Origin of the sequence: Variovorax sp. Root473 (assembly GCF_001426505.1) — a bacterium.
GTDB lineage: Bacteria > Pseudomonadota > Gammaproteobacteria > Burkholderiales > Burkholderiaceae_C > Variovorax.
The window spans coordinates 1,004,671-1,022,723 of record NZ_LMEV01000017.1 but is presented as its reverse complement, the minus strand read 5'-3'; the positions used below and the strand labels follow the sequence as shown (position 1 = coordinate 1,022,723).

Genomic DNA, 18,053 nt, shown 5'->3' with positions numbered 1-18,053 from the left:
CCCTCCGGCAGATATCAGTAGGGTTTCCTGAGCGCATCGATCGCGCTCTCGAAATCCGCTTCGGTTTCCAGCCGGCGCATCGGCGGCAGCGCCGCCAGCAACCGCCGGCCATAGCCCATCGCCACGAGGCGCGTGTCGCAGATCGCGAGCACGCCGCTGTCGGTTTCACGGCGAATGAGGCGCCCCGCCCCCTGTTTCAAAGCCACAGCCGCTTCGGGCAGCGAGTAATCGCTGAACGAACTGCGCCCCTGCGCTTCGAGCCGCTGCGAGCGGGCCTCCACCAGCGGATCGTTGGGCGGCGGGAACGGCAGCTTGTCGATCACCACGAATTGCAGCGCATCGCCCGGCGCATCGAAGCCTTCCCAGAACGACGCCGACGCGACCAGCACGCAGCCCGCGCGCCCGTTGCTCGCGCCCTCGCGGAAGCGGTCCATGAGCACCCGCTTGGGCAGCTCGCCCTGCACCAGCACCTCGGGCCGCACCTCCGTCTGGAGCAGCTCGAACTGCTGGCGCATCGCGTCACCGATGGTACGCAGCGCGCGCAGCGTGGTGGTCAGCACCAGCGTGCGCCCGCCGAGTTCGGCCGCGCCGTGCGCGGCCAGCTTGGCCACCTGCTGGCTGTGCGTGGGATCGTTGGGTTTCGGAAAAGCCCGCGGCACGTAGATCGCAGCCTGCGAGGCGTAGTCGAACGGGCTTTGCACGCGCAGCACTTCGGCGTCGCGCAGGCCGCAGGGCTCGGTGAACCAGCGCAGTGTGGGGTCGTCGCCCAGCGTGGCGGAGGTGAAGACCCAGGCGCGACGGCTGTCTTCCGGCGGTGGCGGGGGGACGGCGCCGTGCCCCGGGTCTTCGTCGTCATCGCCCTCGTCCCCGTATGGCAAGTCGGACGCCACGGGCTCGTCGGTCAGCTTGAGCACCCGCTTGCGCATCGCGTCGGCGATATCGAGCGGCGACTCGATCAGGCGCAGCTGCGTGCCCACGTCGACCCAGCGCACGGAGTCGAGCTCGCACGGCTGCGCGAAACGCGCCGTGCGCTTGGCAAGCTGACGTGCGCGCTCCTGCAGGCGCACGAAGTCGGGCGAGATTTCGCTCACCGTGTCCAGTCCGTCGGCGGCCAGCACGAAGGCGTCCTGCAGGTCGTCGAGTGCGCCCTGCCAGGCGTCGGCATTCACGCCCTCGGGGGCGGGGCCGATCCAGCGCAGCTTGGCACCCGGCCATTGCTTGCCGACCACCAGCCGCAGCTCGCGCGCCGCGCGTTCGACCGCTGCCACCAGCTGCTGCCAGTCGACCAGCCCGCGTGCATGCTGCAGGCCGGCGCCGAGCATGTCGCGCGCGAAATCGAGCGCCTGCCCGCTGCCCAACTGCGCGCCCAGGAACTGCACGCCGGTTTCGTTGAGCTGGTGCGCCTCGTCGAACACGACGACGCTCACGGTCGGCAGCAGCTCGGCCATGCCGGTCTCGCGCACCGCAAGGTCGGCAAAGAACAGGTGGTGGTTGATGACCACGATGTCGGCCGCCAGCGCCTCGCGCCGCGCGAGGTTGACATGGCAGGCCTTGAACTGCGGGCATTGCGCGCCCAGGCAGTTCTCGCGCGTGGAGGTGATCAGCGGGATCAGCGGCGAGCGTTCGTCGAGCCCCGGCAGTTCGGCGAGGTCGCCGGTGCGGGTGGCTTTCGACCACTGCTCGATCTTCGCCAGCGTGCGCAGGCTGCCGCGCTCGGGCAGCGAGGCGTCGTGGCGCGCCATATCGAGCCGGTGCAGGCACAGGTAGCTGCCGCGCCCTTTCAGCAGCGCCGTGCGGATCGGCAGCGCAAAGGCCTCGACGAGCCGCGGCAGGTCGCGGCCGAACAGCTGGTCCTGCAGGGTCTTGGTGGCGGTCGACAGCAGCACGCGTTCGCCGCTCAGCAACGCGGGCACGAGGTACGAGAAGGTCTTGCCCACGCCCGTGCCCGCCTCGACCACGAGCATGCCGCCGTCGGAGATGGTGCGGGCCACGGCCATCGCCATCTCGGTCTGGCCGCCGCGTTCGCGGAACTGCTCGGCGGCCTGCGACAGCACCCCGTCCTGCGCGAACGCATCGCGCACCTGGTCTTCGAGCGGCGACGTCACGCCGGCTCTTTCGGGTCGAGCGCGTTCTCGAGCTGGGCGATCTGATCGCGCAGGGCGAGGCGTCGTTTTTTCAGGCGGCGCATCAGCAATTCGTCCGGCGGCGCACCGTCTTCCGAGAGGTGGTCGATGGTGGCATCAAGGTCGGCATGCGCCATGCGCAGCTCGATCAGCTGACGGGAAAGGGAATGAAGATTGGAGTCCAACGGTGGGGGTGCGCGTGCCACATGGGGCCGCGCGTGTTCATTCGATAATACGTCCTGACACGAACTCCAGAGAAGACAGAAAGCGCGCCTCTGGCGCCCCAGCGCTCATGACCCAAGGCTTTCGACTCGCCGCCGCCACCGGCCTCCACAAGGGGGATCGCCCCTACCAGCAGGACCAGGTGCTGTTGATGAGCCATCCGCGCACGCCGGGCTGCGTGCTCGGCGTGATCGCCGACGGCATGGGCGGACGCAGCGGCGGACGCAAGGCGTCCGACCAGGTGCTCATGACCGCGCGCCAGCTCTTCACCCGCTACAGCCCCGAACGCGACAACCCTGCCGTGGTGCTGCGCCAGTTGCTCGACGATGCCCACACGGTGATCAAGCTCACCGCACTGTCGAGCGAGCAGGAACCGCACAGCACGCTGGCCGCCTTCCTGATGAATCCCAAGGGCGACTGCGCCTGGATCCATGCGGGCGACTCGCGCATCTATCACTTCAACGACGGCGCGCTGGTCAAGCGCACGCGCGACCACTCGTATGTGCAGGCGCTGGTAGATCGCGGCCAGATCAGCGAGGCCGAGGCCAACATCCATCCGCAGGGCAACATCCTGCTGGGCTGCCTGGGGATGACGACCACGCCGCCGCCGGTCGATCAGCACCACATTCCCAGGCTGCAGCCAGGCGATCTGCTGATGGCCTGCAGCGACGGCCTGTGGCACTACTTCTCGCCGGAAGAGCTGGCCAGCGTGCTGTATGCACAGCCGCCGCGCGATGCAGTCGAAATCCTCGTGGGAGAAGCCCGGCGGCGCGCGCGCGGCACGGGCGACAACATCTCGATCGCGGTGCTCAAGCTCGACCCGCTGCCTGCGGCGGCCTGAGCAACCCCTCCTTTTTCAGGGCGCCGGTGCCGGTGGCAGCGGCGCGCCGCGCGGCTTCGTCCGCTCGGCGTTCTGGCGCTCGCGGCTGGCACGGTGTTCCGCCGCCCGCTTCTGCTTTTCTTCGAAGCGCGTGCTCACGGCCGGGGCGTCGGCGCGGCGCTGCGCCGCCTTGGCCTGCTCGTCGGCGTGGGCCTTCTGCTTGTTCTCGAACTGGCGCTGGCGCGCGTCCGCATCGGCCGCCGTCGCGGCACGGCTCGCGGCGTGGTCGGCGGCACGCTGCTCGCGTGCCTTCTGGTCTTCCTGCGCTTTCTCGCGCTGCTCGCGCGAATCCTGCGGGCGCTGGCTAGCGGCCTTCTGGTCGAGCTTCTGCAGCTCGGCGGCGCCGCTGCGCTGGCGCTGGATGTCGTTGATCGCGGTTTCCTGCCGCTTGATGTGGTCGGTTTCCTTGCGACGGCGGCTGCGGCTTTCGCGCAGGCAGTCTTCGACCGCGAACTTCTTGTAGCAGGCCGCGCGCTCCTTCGCGTAGCGCGACTCGATGGCCTCGCGCTCGGTGGCCAGGCGGGTGCGTTCGGCTTCGAGGTCGGCGCTGCCCGCCGCCGCATTGGACTGAGCCCACAGCGGCAGGCTGGCCAAGGCCAGGAACAGGGCAAGAGCGGTTTTTTTCATGTGAGTCGGGTGTCGACGATGCGGCGTTCCAGGGCGAGGAATTCGCTCGACTGCATTTCGGTGAGCCGGGACACCGTGCGCGGAAACTCGTGCGCCAGCGGGCCCTCCGTGTACAACGCCTCGGGCGGCACCTCGGCCGACATGATGAGCTTGCAGCGCCGGTCGTACAAGACGTCGACCAGCCAGGTGAAACGGCGTGCTTCCGAAGCCATGCGCACGGGCATGTGCGGCACGTCGGACAGCAGCACGGTGTGGAACTGGCTCGCGATCTCCAGGTAGTCGTTCTGCGAGCGCGGCCCGCCGCACAGGGTCTTGAAGTCGAACCACACCACGCCGCCGGCCTTGCGCCGCGCGCGGATCTCGCGCTGCTCGATGTGCAGGATCGGGTTTTCGTCCGCCGTCTCGGCCAGCCTGTCGAAAGCGTGGCGCATTTCCTTCTCGGCCGCCGCGTCGTTCGGCGTGAGGTACATGCGCAACTGCTCCAGCGTGCGGCGCCGGTAGTCGGTGCCGTTGTCCACGCTCAGCACTTCGAGCTTCTGGTTGAGCAGCGCAATGGCGGGCAGGATGCGGTCGCGGTGCAGGCCGCCGGGGTACAGGTCGTCGGGCTTGAAGTTCGAGGTGGTGACAAAGCCCACGCCGTTGTCGAACAGCGCCACGAGCAGCCGGTGCAGGATCATCGCGTCGGTGATGTCCGCGACATGGAACTCGTCGAAGCAGATCAGCTTGTAGCGCTTGGAGATGCGCAGGCCCAGCTCGTCGAGCGGGTTCACGGTGCCCTGCAGGTCGCGCAGCTCGCGGTGCACCTCGCGCATGAACTCGTGGAAGTGCAGGCGCGTCTTGCGCCGCAGCGGCACGGCGTTGAAGAACAGGTCCATCAGGAAGCTCTTGCCGCGCCCCACGCCGCCGTACATGTAGACGCCGCGCGGCAGTTCGGGCCGGTTGATGAGCTTCTTCAGCGCATTGGAGCGCCGCGCCTTGTACTCGCCCCACTCGGTGGCGCAGCGGTCGAGCGCCTCGACGGCCGCGAGCTGTGCGGGATCGCTCTTGAACCCGCGTGCCGCGAGTTCCGCTTCGTAAGCCTGTTTGACGCTCAAGGGATCGGATCGCTTCAAAAATGGAGAGCCCCGACCGCCCCGCGAGGGTCGATCGGGGCCGGGTTCGCTCAAGAACCGGGGATCAGAAGTTGAGCGTGCGCTTGTCCACGGCCAGGGCCGCTTCCTTGGTGGCTTCCGACAGCGACGGATGCGCATGGCAGATGCGCGCGATGTCTTCGGCGCTGGCCTTGAACTCCATCGCCACCACGGCTTCGGAGATCAGCTCGCTGGCCTGCGGGCCCACGATGTGCACGCCCAGGATCTCGTCCGTGGCGGCGTCGGCCAGGAACTTGACCATGCCGGTCGTGTCGCCCAGCGCGCGTGCGCGGCCGTTCGCCAGGAACGGGAAGGTGCCGGCCTTGTAGGCGCGGCCCGCGGCCTTGAGCTGTTGCTCGGTCTGGCCGACCCATGCGATCTCGGGGCTGGTGTAGATCACCCACGGCACGGTATTGAAGTTCACGTGGCCATGCTGGCCCGCGATGCGCTCCGCCACCGCCACGCCTTCTTCCTCGGCCTTGTGCGCCAGCATCGGGCCGCGCACCACGTCGCCGATGGCCCACACGTTGGGCAGGCTGGTCTTGCAGTCGTCGTCCACGGCGATGGCGCCGCGTTCGTCGAGCTTCAGGCCCACGGCTTCGGCGTTCAGGCCGATGGTGTTGGGCACGCGGCCGATCGAGACGATCAGCTTGTCGACTTCCAGCGTCTGGGCTTCGCCCTTGGCGTTGGTCCAGGCAACGCTCACGCCCTTCTTCGACGACTTGATCTCGCCGACCTTGACGCCGAGTTCGATCTTGAGCTTCTGCTTGTCGAAGGCCTTCTTGGCTTCCTTGGCGATCTGCTCGTCCACGGCGCCCAGGAAAGTCGGCAGCGCTTCGAGCACCGTGACTTCGGCACCGAGGCGGCGCCACACCGAGCCCATTTCGAGGCCGATGACGCCCGAGCCGATCAGGCCCAGCTTCTTGGGCACCGCGCCGATGCGCAGCGCGCCGTCGTTCGAGAGGATGTTTTCCTCGTCGAACGGCGTGCCCGGCAGCGCGCGGGCGTTGGAGCCCGTGGCGACGATGATGTGCTTGCCGCTGATCGATTCTTCAGCAGCGCCTGCCACCTTGATCTCGTAGCCGGCGTCGTCCGCCTTCACGAACGAACCGCGGCCGTGGAAGAAGCTGATCTTGTTCTTCTTGAACAGGTACAGGATGCCGTCGTTGTTCTGCTTCACGACCTGGTCCTTGCGGGCCAGCATCTTGTCGATGTCCAGGCCAAGGCCTTCGACCTTGATGCCGTGGTCCGCAAAGTGGTGACCGGCCTGCTCGAAGTGCTCCGACGATTGCAGCAGCGCCTTCGAGGGGATGCAGCCGACGTTGGTGCAGGTGCCGCCCGGTGCGGGGCCGCCCTTGCCGTTCTTCCACTCGTCGATGCAGGCCACGTTGAAGCCGAGCTGCGCAGCGCGGATCGCCGCGATGTAGCCGCCAGGACCGCCGCCGATGACGACGACGTCGAATTGCTTGTTTGCCATCTGTGTCTTGCTCCCCGGATCAGATGTCGAACAACAGGCGCGACGGATCTTCCAGCGCTTCCTTCATGGCGACCAGGCCCAGCACGGCTTCGCGGCCGTCGATGATCCGGTGGTCGTAGCTCATGGCGAGGTAGTTCATCGGGCGAACGACGATCTGGCCGTTTTCGACCACGGCGCGGTCCTTGGTGGCGTGCACGCCGAGGATGGCCGACTGGGGCGGGTTGATGATCGGGGTCGAGAGCATCGAGCCGAAGGTGCCGCCGTTCGAGATGGAGAACGTGCCGCCGGTCATTTCTTCAATGCCCAGCTTGCCGTCTTGCGCCTTCTTGCCGTACTCGGCGATCTTCTTCTCGATGTCGGCGAAGCTCATCTGGTCGGCGTTGCGCAGGATGGGCACCACCAGGCCGCGCGGCGAGCCGACGGCGATGCCGATGTCGAAGTAGCCGTGGTACAGGATGTCGTTGCCGTCGACCGAGGCGTTGAGCACCGGGTACTTCTTCAGCGCGTGCACCGCGGCCTTCACGAAGAAGCTCATGAAGCCGAGCTTCACGCCGTGTTCCTTGGTGAACGCGTCCTGGAACTTCTTGCGCAGGTCCATGACCGGGGCCATGTTCACTTCGTTGAAGGTGGTCAGGATGGCGTTGGTCGACTGCGACTGGATCAGGCGCTCGGCAATGCGGGCGCGCAGGCGGCTCATCGGCACGCGCTGTTCCGGGCGCTCGCCCAGGTCAGGCGCGGCAGGCGCAGCCACCTGTTGCAGCGCAGGCTTGGCAGCCGGTGCGGCGATGGCGGCGGCGGGCTTGGCGCCGGCAGCCACTGCGCCGAGCACGTCGCCCTTGGTCACGCGGCCATCCTTGCCCGTGCCGGCCACGTCGCTGGTCTTCAGGTTGTTGTCGGCCAGCAGCTTGGCAGCGGCGGGCATGGCGACGTCGGACTTCGAACCACCGGTGGCGGCGGCTGCCGCTGCGGGTGCAACAGCGGCCGGTGCGGCGGCGGGTGCAGCTGCAGCAGCAGGCGCTGCGGCGGCGGCCTTGCCGTCGGTGTCGATCTTGGCGATCAGCTGCTCGGCCACCACGGTGGCGCCGTCGGGCTGAACGATCTCGACCAGCACGCCGGCCGAGGGGGCCGGCACTTCGAGCACGACCTTGTCGGTTTCGATCTCGATCAGGATTTCATCAACGGCGACGGCTTCGCCAGCCTTCTTCTTCCAGGTGAGCATGGTGGCCTCGGCCACGGATTCGGAAAGCTGGGGGACTTTGACTTCTACGATAGACATTTGGAGTGAGCTCCGATTTGTTCTTGAGGGTGTTCGTGTGAAAAGGGACGGCTCTTACTTGGTCAGCACGAATCCCTTGAGCTTGCCAAATGCGCCATCGACCAGCGCCTTCTGCTGTTCCTGGTGCAGGTGCGAGTAGCCGACCGCAGGCGATGCCGAGGCGGCACGGCCGGAGTAGCCGAGCTTCTGGCCTTCCAGCATGTTTTCGTGGATGTAGTGCTGCACGAAGAACCAGGCGCCCTGGTTCTGCGGCTCGTCCTGGCACCAGACGATGTCCACGAGGTTGGGGTACTTCTTGACCTCGGCGGCGAAGGCCTTGTGCGGGAACGGGTAGAGCTGCTCGACGCGGATGATCGCCACGTCGTCGTTGCCCTGCTCTTCGCGCTTCTTGGCCAGGTCGTAGTAGACCTTGCCCGAGCAGGCGATCAGGCGCTTGACCTTCTCGGCCTTCAGGCCCTTGCTGTCGGGAATGACGGTCTGGAAGCTGCCCTTGGTGAACTCGGACAGCGGAGAGGTCGCGTCCTTGTTGCGCAGCAGCGACTTGGGCGTGAGGATGATCAGCGGCTTGCGCAGGTTGCGCACCATCTGGCGGCGCAGGATGTGGAAGATCTGGCTGGCCGTGGTGGGCTGCACCACCTGCATGTTGGTGTCAGCGCTCAGCTGCATGAAGCGCTCCAGGCGGGCCGAACTGTGCTCGGGGCCCTGGCCTTCATAGCCGTGCGGCAACATCATCGTGATGCCGTTGACACGGCCCCACTTGACTTCGCCCGAGGCGATGAACTGGTCGATCACCACCTGCGCGCCGTTCACGAAGTCGCCGAACTGGGCTTCCCAGATGACGAGCGTGTTGGGGTCGTTCGAGGCGTAGCCGTATTCGAAGGCCAGCACGGCCTCTTCGGACAGGATCGAGTCGATGACGACGAACGGGGCCTGGTTCTCGGCCACGTTCTGCAGCGGCGTGTAGGTGCCGGTGTCGAACTTCTCGCGGTTCTGGTCGTGCAGCACGGCGTGGCGGTGCGTGAACGTGCCGCGGCCCGAGTCTTCGCCCGACAGGCGCACCGGATAGCCGCTGGCCACCAGCGAGGCAAACGCCATGTGCTCGCCCATGCCCCAGTCGACGTTCACGTCTCCACGGCCCATGGCGGCACGGTCGTCCAGCACCTTCTTCACGAGCGGGTGCACGGTGAAGCCTTCGGGCGGCGTCGTGATCTTCTCGGCCAGACGCTTCCACTCGGCAGAGGGAATGGCGGTGTCGCCGGCGTCGGTCCACTTCTTGTTGAGGTACGGGCTCCAGTCGACGGCGTACTTGCTCTTGAAGTTGGTGAGCACGGGGTCGATGGTGTTCTTGCCTTCGTCGAAGGCGGCGCGCTGCGCCTTGACCATGTCGTCGCCAAGCGCGTCGCCCAGGCCTTGCGCGGCCAGCTTGTCGGCGTACAGCTTGCGCGTGCCGGGGTGGGCCGCGATCTTCTTGTACATCAGCGGCTGGGTGAGCGAGGGCGTGTCCTGCTCGTTGTGGCCCAGCTTGCGGAAGCAGACGATGTCGACGACCACGTCCTTCTGGAATTCCATGCGGAAATCAAGAGCGAACTGGGTGGCGAGCACCACGGCTTCGGGATCGTCGCCGTTCACGTGCAGCACGGGTGCCTCGATCATCTTGACGATGTCCGAGCAGTACAGCGTCGAGCGGCTGTCGCGCGGGTCGCTGGTGGTGAAGCCGATCTGGTTGTTGATGACGATGTGCACCGTGCCGCCGGTGGAGTAACCACGGGTTTCGGCCAGCGCCAGCGTTTCCATCACGACGCCCTGGCCTGCGAAGGCGGCGTCGCCGTGAACGATCACGGGCAGCACCTGCTTGCCCAGCGGATCGCCACGGCGGTCCATGCGGGCGCGCACCGAGCCTTCGACCACGGGGTTCACGATTTCCAGGTGCGAGGGGTTGAACGCCAGGCTCAGGTGCACCGGGCCGCCGGGGGTGGTCACGTCCGAGCTGAAGCCCTGGTGGTACTTGACGTCGCCGCTGGGCAGGTCTTCGGGAGCGGTGTGGTCGAACTCGGCGAACAGGTCGGCGGGCATCTTGCCCAGCGAGTTCACGAGCACGTTCAGGCGGCCGCGGTGGGCCATGCCGATCACGATTTCCTGCACGCCCTTGGCGCCGGCCTGGTTGATCAGTTCGTCCATCGAGACGATGAAGCTTTCGCCGCCTTCGAGCGAGAAGCGCTTCTGGCCGACGTACTTGGTGTGCAGGAAGCGCTCGAGGCCTTCGGCGGCGGTCAGGCGGTTGAGCACGTGCTTCTTCTGCTCGGCGCTGAGCTTCGGATTGGTGCGCGCGCTTTCGAGCTTCTGCTGCCACCAGCGCTTGTGGTTCTGGTCGGTGGTGTACATGTACTCGGCACCCATCGTGCCGCAGTACGTTTCACGCAGGGCATTGAGCAGGTCGCGCAGCGACATGGTCTCTTTGCCGAAGAAGGTGTTGCTGGTGTTGAACACCGTCTCGAGGTCGGCGTCGGTGAAGCCGTAGAACGAGGGCTCGAGTTCCGGGATGGCGGGACGCTCGGCGCGCTTGAGCGGATCGAGGTCGGCCCAGCGGGCACCGACGTTGCGGTAGGCAGCGATCAGCTGCTGGACGGCGGTGCGCTTGCGGCCGAGTTCGGAGTCGGCGCCGCTGGCCTGCACCACACGGGTCGTGCCCTGCTTGGCCAGTTCGGCAAAGGCGTTGATGACCGGCAGGTGGGGGACGTCGCGGGCGCTGGTGCCGTCAGCGGCGGGAACGTTCTGCAGGGCGTCGAAGTACGTGCGCCAGTTGTCAGGAACGCTGCCGGGGTTGGAAAGGTAGTTTTCGTACATCTCCTCGACATAGGGCGCGTTGCCGCCGAAGAGGTAGGTGTTGCCTTGATAGGCGGTGTACGCCGTGGGCGTAGAGGAATCGCTCATGATCCGCTGACCTTCGCTTCCCTGGAGGAAGCACGAGTTGGTTAAGAAACCTTCCGCGACACGGCTGGACCGATTGGCGGATGCGACTGTGGCTGGGGAAGGGCCTGAGTACCTTGGCATTGTGCCACGTCAACCATATGACGGCTGAAGGCTGTGACACAAGGCCCGCAACCCTGCCCCGATTCGGCCCTCGGTCAGGTGGCGGACAGCAACTGCCTGATCTGCTGCAGCGTGGCCGGATCGTCGATGGTGGTCAGGTCGCCCGGGTCGCGCTGCTCGCACACCGCCTGGATGGCGCGGCGCAGCAGCTTGCCGCTGCGGGTCTTGGGCAGGCCGCTCACGAAGCGCACGCGCGCGGGCCGCGCCAGGGCGCCGAGCTGGTCGGCCACGACCTTCATGATCTCGCCTTCGAGCTTGAGCGCCGCGTCGACGTCGGTCACGGCCAGGCCGTCTTTCGGCACGACGAAGGCCATCGCCACCTGCCCCTTGAGCGTGTCGGCCACGCCGACCACCGCCACCTCGGCCACGTTGGCGTGGCCCGAGATGCTCTCCTCGATCTCGCGCGTGCCCAGCCGGTGGCCGGCGACGTTGATCACGTCGTCGGTGCGGCCCAGGATGTAGAAATAGCCATCGGCATCGCGGATGCCCCAGTCGAAGGTCGAATAGACCATCTTGCCCGGCACGCTCTTCCAGTAAGTGTTGACGAAGCGCGCGTCATCCTTCCACACGGTCTGCATGAAGCCCGGCGGGGTCGGGCCCTCGACCACGACCACGCCCTTCTCGTTGGCGCCGGTGAGTTCCTCGCCGGTCGACTCGTGCAGGATCTTGATGCGGTAGCCGTACATCGGCACGCCGGGGCTTCCGAACTTGCTCGGCTTGGCTTCCACACCGTTGGCGATCGTGATCATCGGCCAGCCCGATTCGGTCTGCCAGTAGTTGTCGATGATCGGCACGCCCAGGCCGTCGCTGATCCAGCGCGCGGTCGGTTCGTCCAGCGGTTCGCCGGCCAGGAACAGCGCGCGCAGGGTCGACAGGTCGTATTTCTTGAGCAGCGCCGGGTCCTGCTTCTTGAGCACGCGCACGGCGGTGGGCGCGCTGAACATCACCGTCACCTTGTACTTCTCGACCAGGCGCCACCAGATGCCGCCGTCGGGCTGCTGGTCGAGGCCCTGCGTCGGCAGGCCCTCGTACATGATCGTTGCCATGCCCGCAATGAGCGGACCGTAGACGATGTAGCTGTGGCCCACCACCCAGCCGATGTCGCTGGTCGAGAAGTAGGTTTCGCCGGGCCGGCCATCGAAGATGTGCTTCATGCTCGCGGCCAGCGCCACGGCGTAGCCGCCCACGTCGCGCTGCACGCCCTTGGGCTTGCCGGTGGTGCCGCTCGTGTAGATCGTGTAGCTGATGTCCGTCGAGGCCAGCCAGGTGCAGGGCACGTGCGCATCGAGGTGCTTGTGCCTCAGTTCATCCGCCAGATGATCTCGGCCTGCGACCAGGTCCATTGGCGCCAGGCCACGGTCGGTCAGCAGCACCGCCTCGGGTTTGTGCTTCGACAGTCGGATGGCTTCGTCGAGCAGCGGCTTGTACGCGATGACCTTGCCGCCGCGCGACCCCGCATCGGCGCTCACCACCACCTTGGGTTCGGCGTCCTCGATGCGCGTGGCCAGCGAACCACTCGCGAAACCGCCGAACACCACGCAGTGGATGGCGCCGATGCGCGCGCAGGCCAGCATCGCGAAGGCCGCCTCGGGAATCATCGGCATGTAGATGAGCACGCGGTCGCCCCTGCCCACGCCCAGCTCGACAAGGCTGGCGGCAGTGCGCTGCACCTCGGCGTGCAGCTCGGTGAAGCTGTAGCTTTTTTCGACGCCGGTTTCGGTCGACACGAAGATCAGCGCCGGCTGGTCGCCGCGATCGGCCAGGTGCCGGTCGACGGCGTTGTGGCACAGGTTGGTGGTGCCGCCGACGAACCAGCGCGCGAACGGCGGCTGGCTGGCGTCGAGGATCTGCTGCGCGGGCGCGTGCCAGTCGATCAGCTTGCTCTGCTCGGCCCAGAAGGCCTCGGGCGCTTCGACGGACTGGCGGTAGAACTCTTCATAGCGGCTCATCGGATCTGTCTCCTGATTATGGGTTCCGCTCCGGACTCGACGCCGAAACTGAATTCATAATTATGGGAACCGATCTTGCAGGAAGCTGACAGCCGCGGCAATCCGGGCGGGGCCCCGATTGCCGGGCCGCCGTTCAATACGAATTCAGGGAATCAGCGAATCAGCGCCTGCATGTCGCGGAACGCCGGATGCTCGGCGGTGCGCAGCCACTCGAAGCCGACCATCTCGGTGGTCACGAGTTCGGCGCCCGCGCCGGCCAGGCGGTCGAAGGCCGCGTCGCGGTTGCGCTCGGTGCGCGAGCTGCAGGCGTCGGTGACGACCCACACATCGAACTCGTCCTCGAGCAGGTCGAGTGCGGTCTGCAGCAGGCAGACATGCGCTTCGCAGCCGGCGATCACGATGGTGTTGCGCTCTTCAGTCTCGGCCGGGGGCTTCTGCAGGTGCTTGGGCAGGCTGCGGGCGTTGCCCTGCGGCACCGCCTTCGCGGGCGGACGCAGCCATTCGCCGAGCCCCTCTTCCACGCCGCTGAAATGCATCTTGGCCAGCGTCTTGCGGCAGAAGGCGCGGATCTCGGGCAGGTTTTCGCCCAGCTTCGAGGGGTTCTGCTCGGTGCCCCAGACCGGCACGTCGACCCACTGCGCCATCTGCCCCAGGCGGGCTGCATTGCGCGCCGCCGCTTCGCCTTCGAAGATCGCCGGCATCAGCCGCGCCTGGTAATCGACCAGGACGAGTTGGGATTGCGTGGCGTCGAGCAGCATGGATTTCTTCTTTCAGGTATCGGTTGAACTGGGCTGAACCGTACCACTGAAAAGAACGGGTTTCACTGGGCCTTCCGCTGGCGCTGTGGGGTCGATCGCTGCACCAGCTGCGCGAGGTAGGTCTTGAACAGCGCATCCGCCGACTGCCTGAACATGCGGATGCGACCCGTGTGCTGCATCAGCAGCAGGCCGACGCCGTGCGCGAACAGCGCCGTGTTCTCCTGCTGCGCGAGGTCGGCATCGAGGCCCAACGCCAGCAGCGCCTCTTCGCAGGGACGCAGGGCGTCGTAGAGGCGGTCGTTCAGTTCGTGGTCGAGCGCGTGCGTGAGCCCCCGGGGCCGCATGCCGTGCACCAGATAGAAGCCGAGGTCGAGGTCGCGCGGGTTCGCCGCGTAGAAATCGAACCAGGCCTGGGCCTTGGCGGCCAGGGTCTGGTCGGGCCGGCGCTCGGACACCGCCACCTCGGCCACCGCGGCCTGCAGGCGCAGCAGCGACTCGTCGAGCAAGGCCGCGTAGATCGCCTCCTTGCTCTCGAAGTACGAATAGATGGCGCCCGGCGTGTAGCCGGCCTTCTTCGCGATTTCGCGGATGCTCGCGCCCTCGATGCCGGCCTCGGCGAACACCGTTCGGGCGGCGTCGAGCACCAGGGCGCGGCGCGCGTCGGTGAGGGTCTGGCGGCGTTGGAGCTTGGCGTGCATGGGCGGGACTATAGCCCTCGATCTGGTCGCCGATCATTTTTTCAAACGTTGATCTAAAAATTGAACAGTGTTTAAATCTTCGCGCCAACAGTCCCAAAATCCCCACGAGCCCACCCGGAGACAACACGCATGAATGCCCCGCCTTCCGACGCCCTCCTCATGTCCGGCGCCGACTACCGTGAATCGCTGCGCCGCTACACGCCCACCGTGTTCGTCGACGGCCGCCGCGTCGCCAGCGTGGCCGACGAGCCCGCCTTCCAGCCCGGCATCAATGCCATCGCCCTCACCTACGACCACGCGCTGAAGTCCGAGTACGCGCCGCTCATGACCGCCGTGCAGCACACCAGCGGCAAGCGCGTGAACCGCCTTTCGCACATCAACACCAGTTCGGGCGACCTGCTGAACAAGCTCGAGGCCGTGCGGCTGGTCTGCCAGGAAACCGGCTGCGCCCAGCGCTACCTGACGCACGACGCGCTCAACGCCATCGCCCAGGTGTCGGCGCGCATCGACGACGCGCGCGGCAGCACCGAGCACACGGCCCGCTTCCGCGAGTACCTGCACCGCATCCAGGACCAGGACCTGACGCTGGGCGTCGCCATGACCGACGCCAAGGGCGACCGCAGCCGCCGGCCGCACGAGCAAGCGAACGCGGACAGCTACCTGCACGTGGTCGAGCGCAACGCGCGCGGCATCGTGATCTCGGGCACCAAGGCCATCGTGACCGGCGCGCCGTATGTGCATGAGCTGCTGGTCATGCCCTGCCGCAACATGGGCCGCGAAGACGCCGACTTCGCCGTCTGCTGCGCCGTGCCGCTCGATGCACCCGGCCTCACCATCGTCGCGCGGCCGGCCGGGCGGCCCGGCGAAAAGCTCGAGCACGGCGATGCGCTCTTCAGCCGCAAGTACGGCCAGAGCACCGGCGTGTGCGTGTTCGAGCGCGTGTTCGTGCCCTGGGAGCGCGTGTTCTATGCGGGTGAATGGGAGCACTCGGGCCACCTGACCTACAGCTACGCCACGCACCACCGCCACAGCTGCATCGCGGCGCGCGCCGGCTTCGGCGACCTGCTGATTGGTGCCGGCGCGCTGATGTGCGAGGCCAACGGCTTCGACCCCGGCAAGGAGAGCCACCTGCGCGAGCAGATGGTCGAGCTCATCACCATCACCGAGGGCTTCTTTGCCTGCGGCGTGGCGGCCAGCGTCTACGGCAAGGCCGACGACCATTGCGAGGTCTTCATGCCCGATCCGGTGTTCAGCAACATCGGCAAGCTGCTGCTGGCCACGAAGATCTACGACATGCACCGCATCGCCCACTACGTGAGCGGCGGCCTGATCGTCACCCTGCCCGGCCCCGACGAAGACCACAACCCCGAGACCGCGGCGCGGCTGTCCGACGTGCTGCGCGCCAACCCCGCCATTCCCTACGAGCAGCGCATCGAGACGGCCCGCTTCATCGAAGACCTCACGGCCGGCTACCAGGGCGGCTGGTACAGCGTGATCAGCCTGCACGGCGGCGGCTCACCGGCCGCCATGAAGCAGGAGATCTGGCGCAACTACCCGGTCGGCTCAAAGGTCGAGCTGGTCGAGCGGCTGCTCGAGCGTGGCATTGCGGCCGACGGCACGCCGGCCGCCGCGCCGCACGACCCGCGCCGCGCCATCACGAAGAACCGCCAGCCCGGCAAGTGCTGCGACACCGGCTGTACCGTGCCAGGACAACCCGTGATGGTCGACCTGCCGATCCCGACCCTCGCTCGCCCAGGCGCCTAGACTCACGCAGATGCAGACCGTGCCATTCCTGCGCCGCCATTTCGCTCTGCTTTCTGGCGGCGCCGCGCTGCTGCTGCTCGCCAGTTGCGGCGGATTGCGCGCGGCTGACGCGCCCCTGGCCACCACGCTGGAAAAAAGCAGCTGCAGCCGCAGCGCCGACACACTCATCGTGCTGCTGCCCGGCGCGTACTCGGCACCCGAGGAGTTCGTGCGCGAAGGCTTCATCGACGCACTGAACGAGAACCGGCTCGCGGTCGACACCTTGCGCGTCGATGCGCACATGGGCTACTACCGCAACAAGACCATCCTTGAGCGACTGGAACGGGAGGTGATCGCGCCGGCGCGCCGCCAGGGCTACAAGGCGATCTGGATCGCGGGCATCTCGGTCGGCGGTTTCGGCGGGCTGCTGTACGCACAGACGCACCCCGGCGACCTTGCCGGCCTGGTCGTGCTGGCGCCTTATCTGGGCGAACGCGTGCTGAGCCAGGACATCGCCAACGCTGGCGGCCTGTCGCGCTGGCGCGGACCGCTCGACGCGCCGCCGGGCAGCGACCCGCGCACGCCCAGCGACACGCAGCTGTGGCAATGGCTGCGCGGCTACGTCGGCCACACCCGCACGTTCGGCGACCGGCCGCCGCTGTACCTGGGCTACGCCCTCGACGACCGCTTCGCCTTCAGCCACCGACTGCTGGCCGGAGCGCTGCCGGCGGAGCGCGTGGTCACGACCGACGGCGGGCACGACTGGCCCGAATGGCGGCAGCTCTGGCGCCGCCTGCTGCCGACGCTCCCGCTGCCGGGCTGCCCCGGCTGATCTGTCAATTTGGCCGCAGGCGCAGCAGCTTGCCGTCGGACTCGTCGGTGAGCACGTAGAGCAGGCCGTCCGGCCCCTGCTTCACGTCGCGGATGCGGGCCCGGCCGTCGGCCAGCAACTTGTGCTCGGCAACGACCTTGTCGTCCTTCAGCTCGATGCGGTCCAGATAGCCGAACTTCAGCGAACCCACGAAGAGATTGCCCTTCCAGGCCGCGCCGTAGCGGTCGCTGGTCAGGAAGGCCATGCCCGAGGGCGCGATCGACGGCACCCAGTAGTGCAGCGGCTGTTCCATGCCGTCCTTGCGGGTGATGCCCTCGCCGATCTTGCCGCCGCCGTAGTTCTCGCCATAGGTGATCACCGGCCAGCCATGGTTGACGCCGGCGCGCGGGATGTTGATCTCGTCGCCGCCCTGCGGGCCGTGCTCCGTCATCCAGAAGCGGCCGTCGGGGGCGAGCGCCGCGCCCTGGCTGTTGCGATGGCCGTAGCTCCATATCTCGGGCAACGCGCCCGCCTTGCCGACGAAGGGGTTGTCTTTTGGCACGCTGCCGTCCTTGGCGATGCGCACCACCTTGCCGTGGTGGTTGTCGAGGGTCTGCGCGTCATCCTTGCGGCTGAAGCGGTCGCCGAGCGTGAGGAAGAGGTGGCCGTCGCGGGCCTCGACGATGCGGCAGCCGAAGTGTGCGCGGCTCGCGACCTTGGGCTTCTGGCTGAAGATGACCTTCAGCGCCTCCAGCTTCGTGCCGTCGGCCGACAGGCGTGCGCGCGCGAGGGCGGTGCTGTTGGCCGAGCCGCCGGCCGCCTCGGGTTCCGAATAGCAGAAGTACAGCGTGCGGTTCTGCGCGAAGCCGGCGTCGGCCAGCACGTCGAGCAGCCCGCCCTGCCCGCCCGCCGCGACGGGCGGCAGGCCCTGGATCGGCGCGCCCACCTTGCCGTCCGCCGCCACCAGCCGCAGGCGCCCCGGCTTTTCGGTGACCACGAAACGGCCCTCCGGCAGGAAGGCGACGCCCCAGGGGTTCTCAAGACCGGACGCGACGGTTTCGGTTCGCACCTGCGCCATGGCCGCGCCTGCGAGGCCACAACCCACGAGCACCACCAGGCTTCCGAGGGAGCGAAGAAAGGAGCCATTTCGCAAGTTCATGAAGATTTCCTGAATTTGAGGACGTCTTGGCAACCAATGGAATGCACATGTCGACTTTTGAGACTTCAAAGTCATGTCAGCCGAGGTGTTTACATTCGAATCCTTATGCC

General features: G+C 67.2%; 14 protein-coding genes. 3 read left to right on the top strand and 11 right to left on the bottom strand.

The features are described from left to right. Positions 1-14: 14 nt before the first annotated feature. Together ASD34_RS18080 and ASD34_RS18075 are read right to left on the bottom strand one after the other, a co-directional pair. Positions 15-2,105: an ATP-dependent DNA helicase gene (locus tag ASD34_RS18080; protein WP_056580089.1), complete on the bottom strand. Its 2,091-nt coding sequence runs from the start codon at positions 2,103-2,105 to the stop codon at positions 15-17. Beyond that, positions 2,102-2,308 carry a YdcH family protein gene (locus ASD34_RS18075; RefSeq protein ID WP_056580088.1) on the bottom strand — a complete coding sequence of 69 codons (207 nt, stop codon included), beginning with the start codon at positions 2,306-2,308 and terminating at the stop codon, positions 2,102-2,104. Before ASD34_RS18075 ends, ASD34_RS18080 begins: the two co-directional genes overlap by 4 nt. Positions 2,309-2,415: 107 nt before the next feature. Between ASD34_RS18075 and ASD34_RS18070 the strand changes: the two genes are divergently transcribed. Continuing rightward, positions 2,416-3,186 carry a PP2C family protein-serine/threonine phosphatase gene (locus ASD34_RS18070; RefSeq protein WP_056580087.1) on the top strand — a complete coding sequence of 257 codons (771 nt, stop codon included), beginning with the start codon at positions 2,416-2,418 and terminating at the stop codon, positions 3,184-3,186. A 15-nt stretch (positions 3,187-3,201) separates the two neighbouring features. Here ASD34_RS18070 and ASD34_RS18065 read toward each other — a convergent pair whose 3' ends face one another. The 8 genes from ASD34_RS18065 to ASD34_RS18030 all read right to left on the bottom strand — a co-directional run bounded on the left by ASD34_RS18065 (position 3,202) and on the right by ASD34_RS18030 (position 14,230). Further along, positions 3,202-3,852, bottom strand: a complete 651-nt coding sequence (locus tag ASD34_RS18065) for a hypothetical protein (RefSeq protein ID WP_056580086.1) — start codon at positions 3,850-3,852, stop codon at positions 3,202-3,204. Beyond that, a complete protein-coding gene (gene zapE, locus ASD34_RS18060) occupies positions 3,849-4,946 on the bottom strand; it encodes a cell division protein ZapE (RefSeq protein ID WP_056580085.1) in 1,098 nt (365 codons plus the stop codon). The genes ASD34_RS18065 and zapE overlap by 4 nt, the downstream gene beginning before the upstream one ends. 82 nt (positions 4,947-5,028) lie before the next feature. Beyond that, the gene (lpdA, locus tag ASD34_RS18055; protein WP_056580084.1) at positions 5,029-6,459 is read right to left on the bottom strand and encodes a dihydrolipoyl dehydrogenase; all 1,431 of its coding nucleotides are present in this window, start codon (positions 6,457-6,459) and stop codon (positions 5,029-5,031) included. A 19-nt stretch (positions 6,460-6,478) separates the two neighbouring features. Continuing rightward, a complete protein-coding gene (gene odhB, locus ASD34_RS18050) occupies positions 6,479-7,735 on the bottom strand; it encodes a 2-oxoglutarate dehydrogenase complex dihydrolipoyllysine-residue succinyltransferase (protein ID WP_056580083.1) in 1,257 nt (418 codons plus the stop codon). Between the two features lie 54 nt (positions 7,736-7,789). Then, complete coding sequence (locus ASD34_RS18045; RefSeq protein WP_056580082.1) at positions 7,790-10,666, bottom strand: 2-oxoglutarate dehydrogenase E1 component; 2,877 nt, start codon at positions 10,664-10,666, stop codon at positions 7,790-7,792. A 194-nt stretch (positions 10,667-10,860) separates the two neighbouring features. Then, positions 10,861-12,828: a propionate--CoA ligase gene (locus tag ASD34_RS18040; protein WP_268810585.1), complete on the bottom strand. Its 1,968-nt coding sequence runs from the start codon at positions 12,826-12,828 to the stop codon at positions 10,861-10,863. 98 nt (positions 12,829-12,926) lie between these two features. Then, positions 12,927-13,532 (bottom strand): isochorismatase family protein, encoded by a 606-nt coding sequence (locus ASD34_RS18035; RefSeq protein WP_056580080.1) that lies wholly within the window; start codon positions 13,530-13,532, stop codon positions 12,927-12,929. Positions 13,533-13,594: 62 nt separating this feature from the next. Continuing rightward, positions 13,595-14,230: a TetR/AcrR family transcriptional regulator gene (locus tag ASD34_RS18030; protein WP_056580079.1), complete on the bottom strand. Its 636-nt coding sequence runs from the start codon at positions 14,228-14,230 to the stop codon at positions 13,595-13,597. Positions 14,231-14,359: 129 nt separating this feature from the next. On the opposite strand from ASD34_RS18030, the gene ASD34_RS18025 reads away from it, so the two are divergent. Together ASD34_RS18025 and ASD34_RS18020 are read left to right on the top strand one after the other, a co-directional pair. After that, entirely contained in the window at positions 14,360-15,994 is a 1,635-nt protein-coding gene (locus tag ASD34_RS18025) for a 4-hydroxyphenylacetate 3-hydroxylase family protein (RefSeq protein ID WP_056580078.1), read from the top strand. A gap of 10 nt (positions 15,995-16,004) precedes the next feature. Beyond that, positions 16,005-16,805, top strand: a complete 801-nt coding sequence (locus tag ASD34_RS18020; RefSeq protein ID WP_082548800.1) for an alpha/beta hydrolase — start codon at positions 16,005-16,007, stop codon at positions 16,803-16,805. A 4-nt stretch (positions 16,806-16,809) separates the two neighbouring features. Here ASD34_RS18020 and ASD34_RS18015 read toward each other — a convergent pair whose 3' ends face one another. Beyond that, the gene (locus ASD34_RS18015; protein WP_235510183.1) at positions 16,810-17,862 is read right to left on the bottom strand and encodes a PQQ-dependent sugar dehydrogenase; all 1,053 of its coding nucleotides are present in this window, start codon (positions 17,860-17,862) and stop codon (positions 16,810-16,812) included. Positions 17,863-18,053: the final 191 nt, after the last annotated feature.

Coding starts and splice junctions, on each gene's coding strand:
- ASD34_RS18070 (WP_056580087.1), top strand. CDS start 2,416: ATGACCCAAGGCTTTCGACTCGCCGCCGCCACCGGCCTCCACAAGGGG.
- ASD34_RS18065 (WP_056580086.1), bottom strand. CDS start 3,852: ATGAAAAAAACCGCTCTTGCCCTGTTCCTGGCCTTGGCCAGCCTGCCG.
- lpdA (WP_056580084.1), bottom strand. CDS start 6,459: ATGGCAAACAAGCAATTCGACGTCGTCGTCATCGGCGGCGGTCCTGGC.
- odhB (WP_056580083.1), bottom strand. CDS start 7,735: ATGTCTATCGTAGAAGTCAAAGTCCCCCAGCTTTCCGAATCCGTGGCC.
- ASD34_RS18045 (WP_056580082.1), bottom strand. CDS start 10,666: ATGAGCGATTCCTCTACGCCCACGGCGTACACCGCCTATCAAGGCAAC.
- ASD34_RS18035 (WP_056580080.1), bottom strand. CDS start 13,532: ATGCTGCTCGACGCCACGCAATCCCAACTCGTCCTGGTCGATTACCAG.
- ASD34_RS18030 (WP_056580079.1), bottom strand. CDS start 14,230: ATGCACGCCAAGCTCCAACGCCGCCAGACCCTCACCGACGCGCGCCGC.
- ASD34_RS18025 (WP_056580078.1), top strand. CDS start 14,360: ATGAATGCCCCGCCTTCCGACGCCCTCCTCATGTCCGGCGCCGACTAC.
- ASD34_RS18020 (WP_082548800.1), top strand. CDS start 16,005: ATGCAGACCGTGCCATTCCTGCGCCGCCATTTCGCTCTGCTTTCTGGC.
- ASD34_RS18015 (WP_235510183.1), bottom strand. CDS start 17,862: ATGGCGCAGGTGCGAACCGAAACCGTCGCGTCCGGTCTTGAGAACCCC.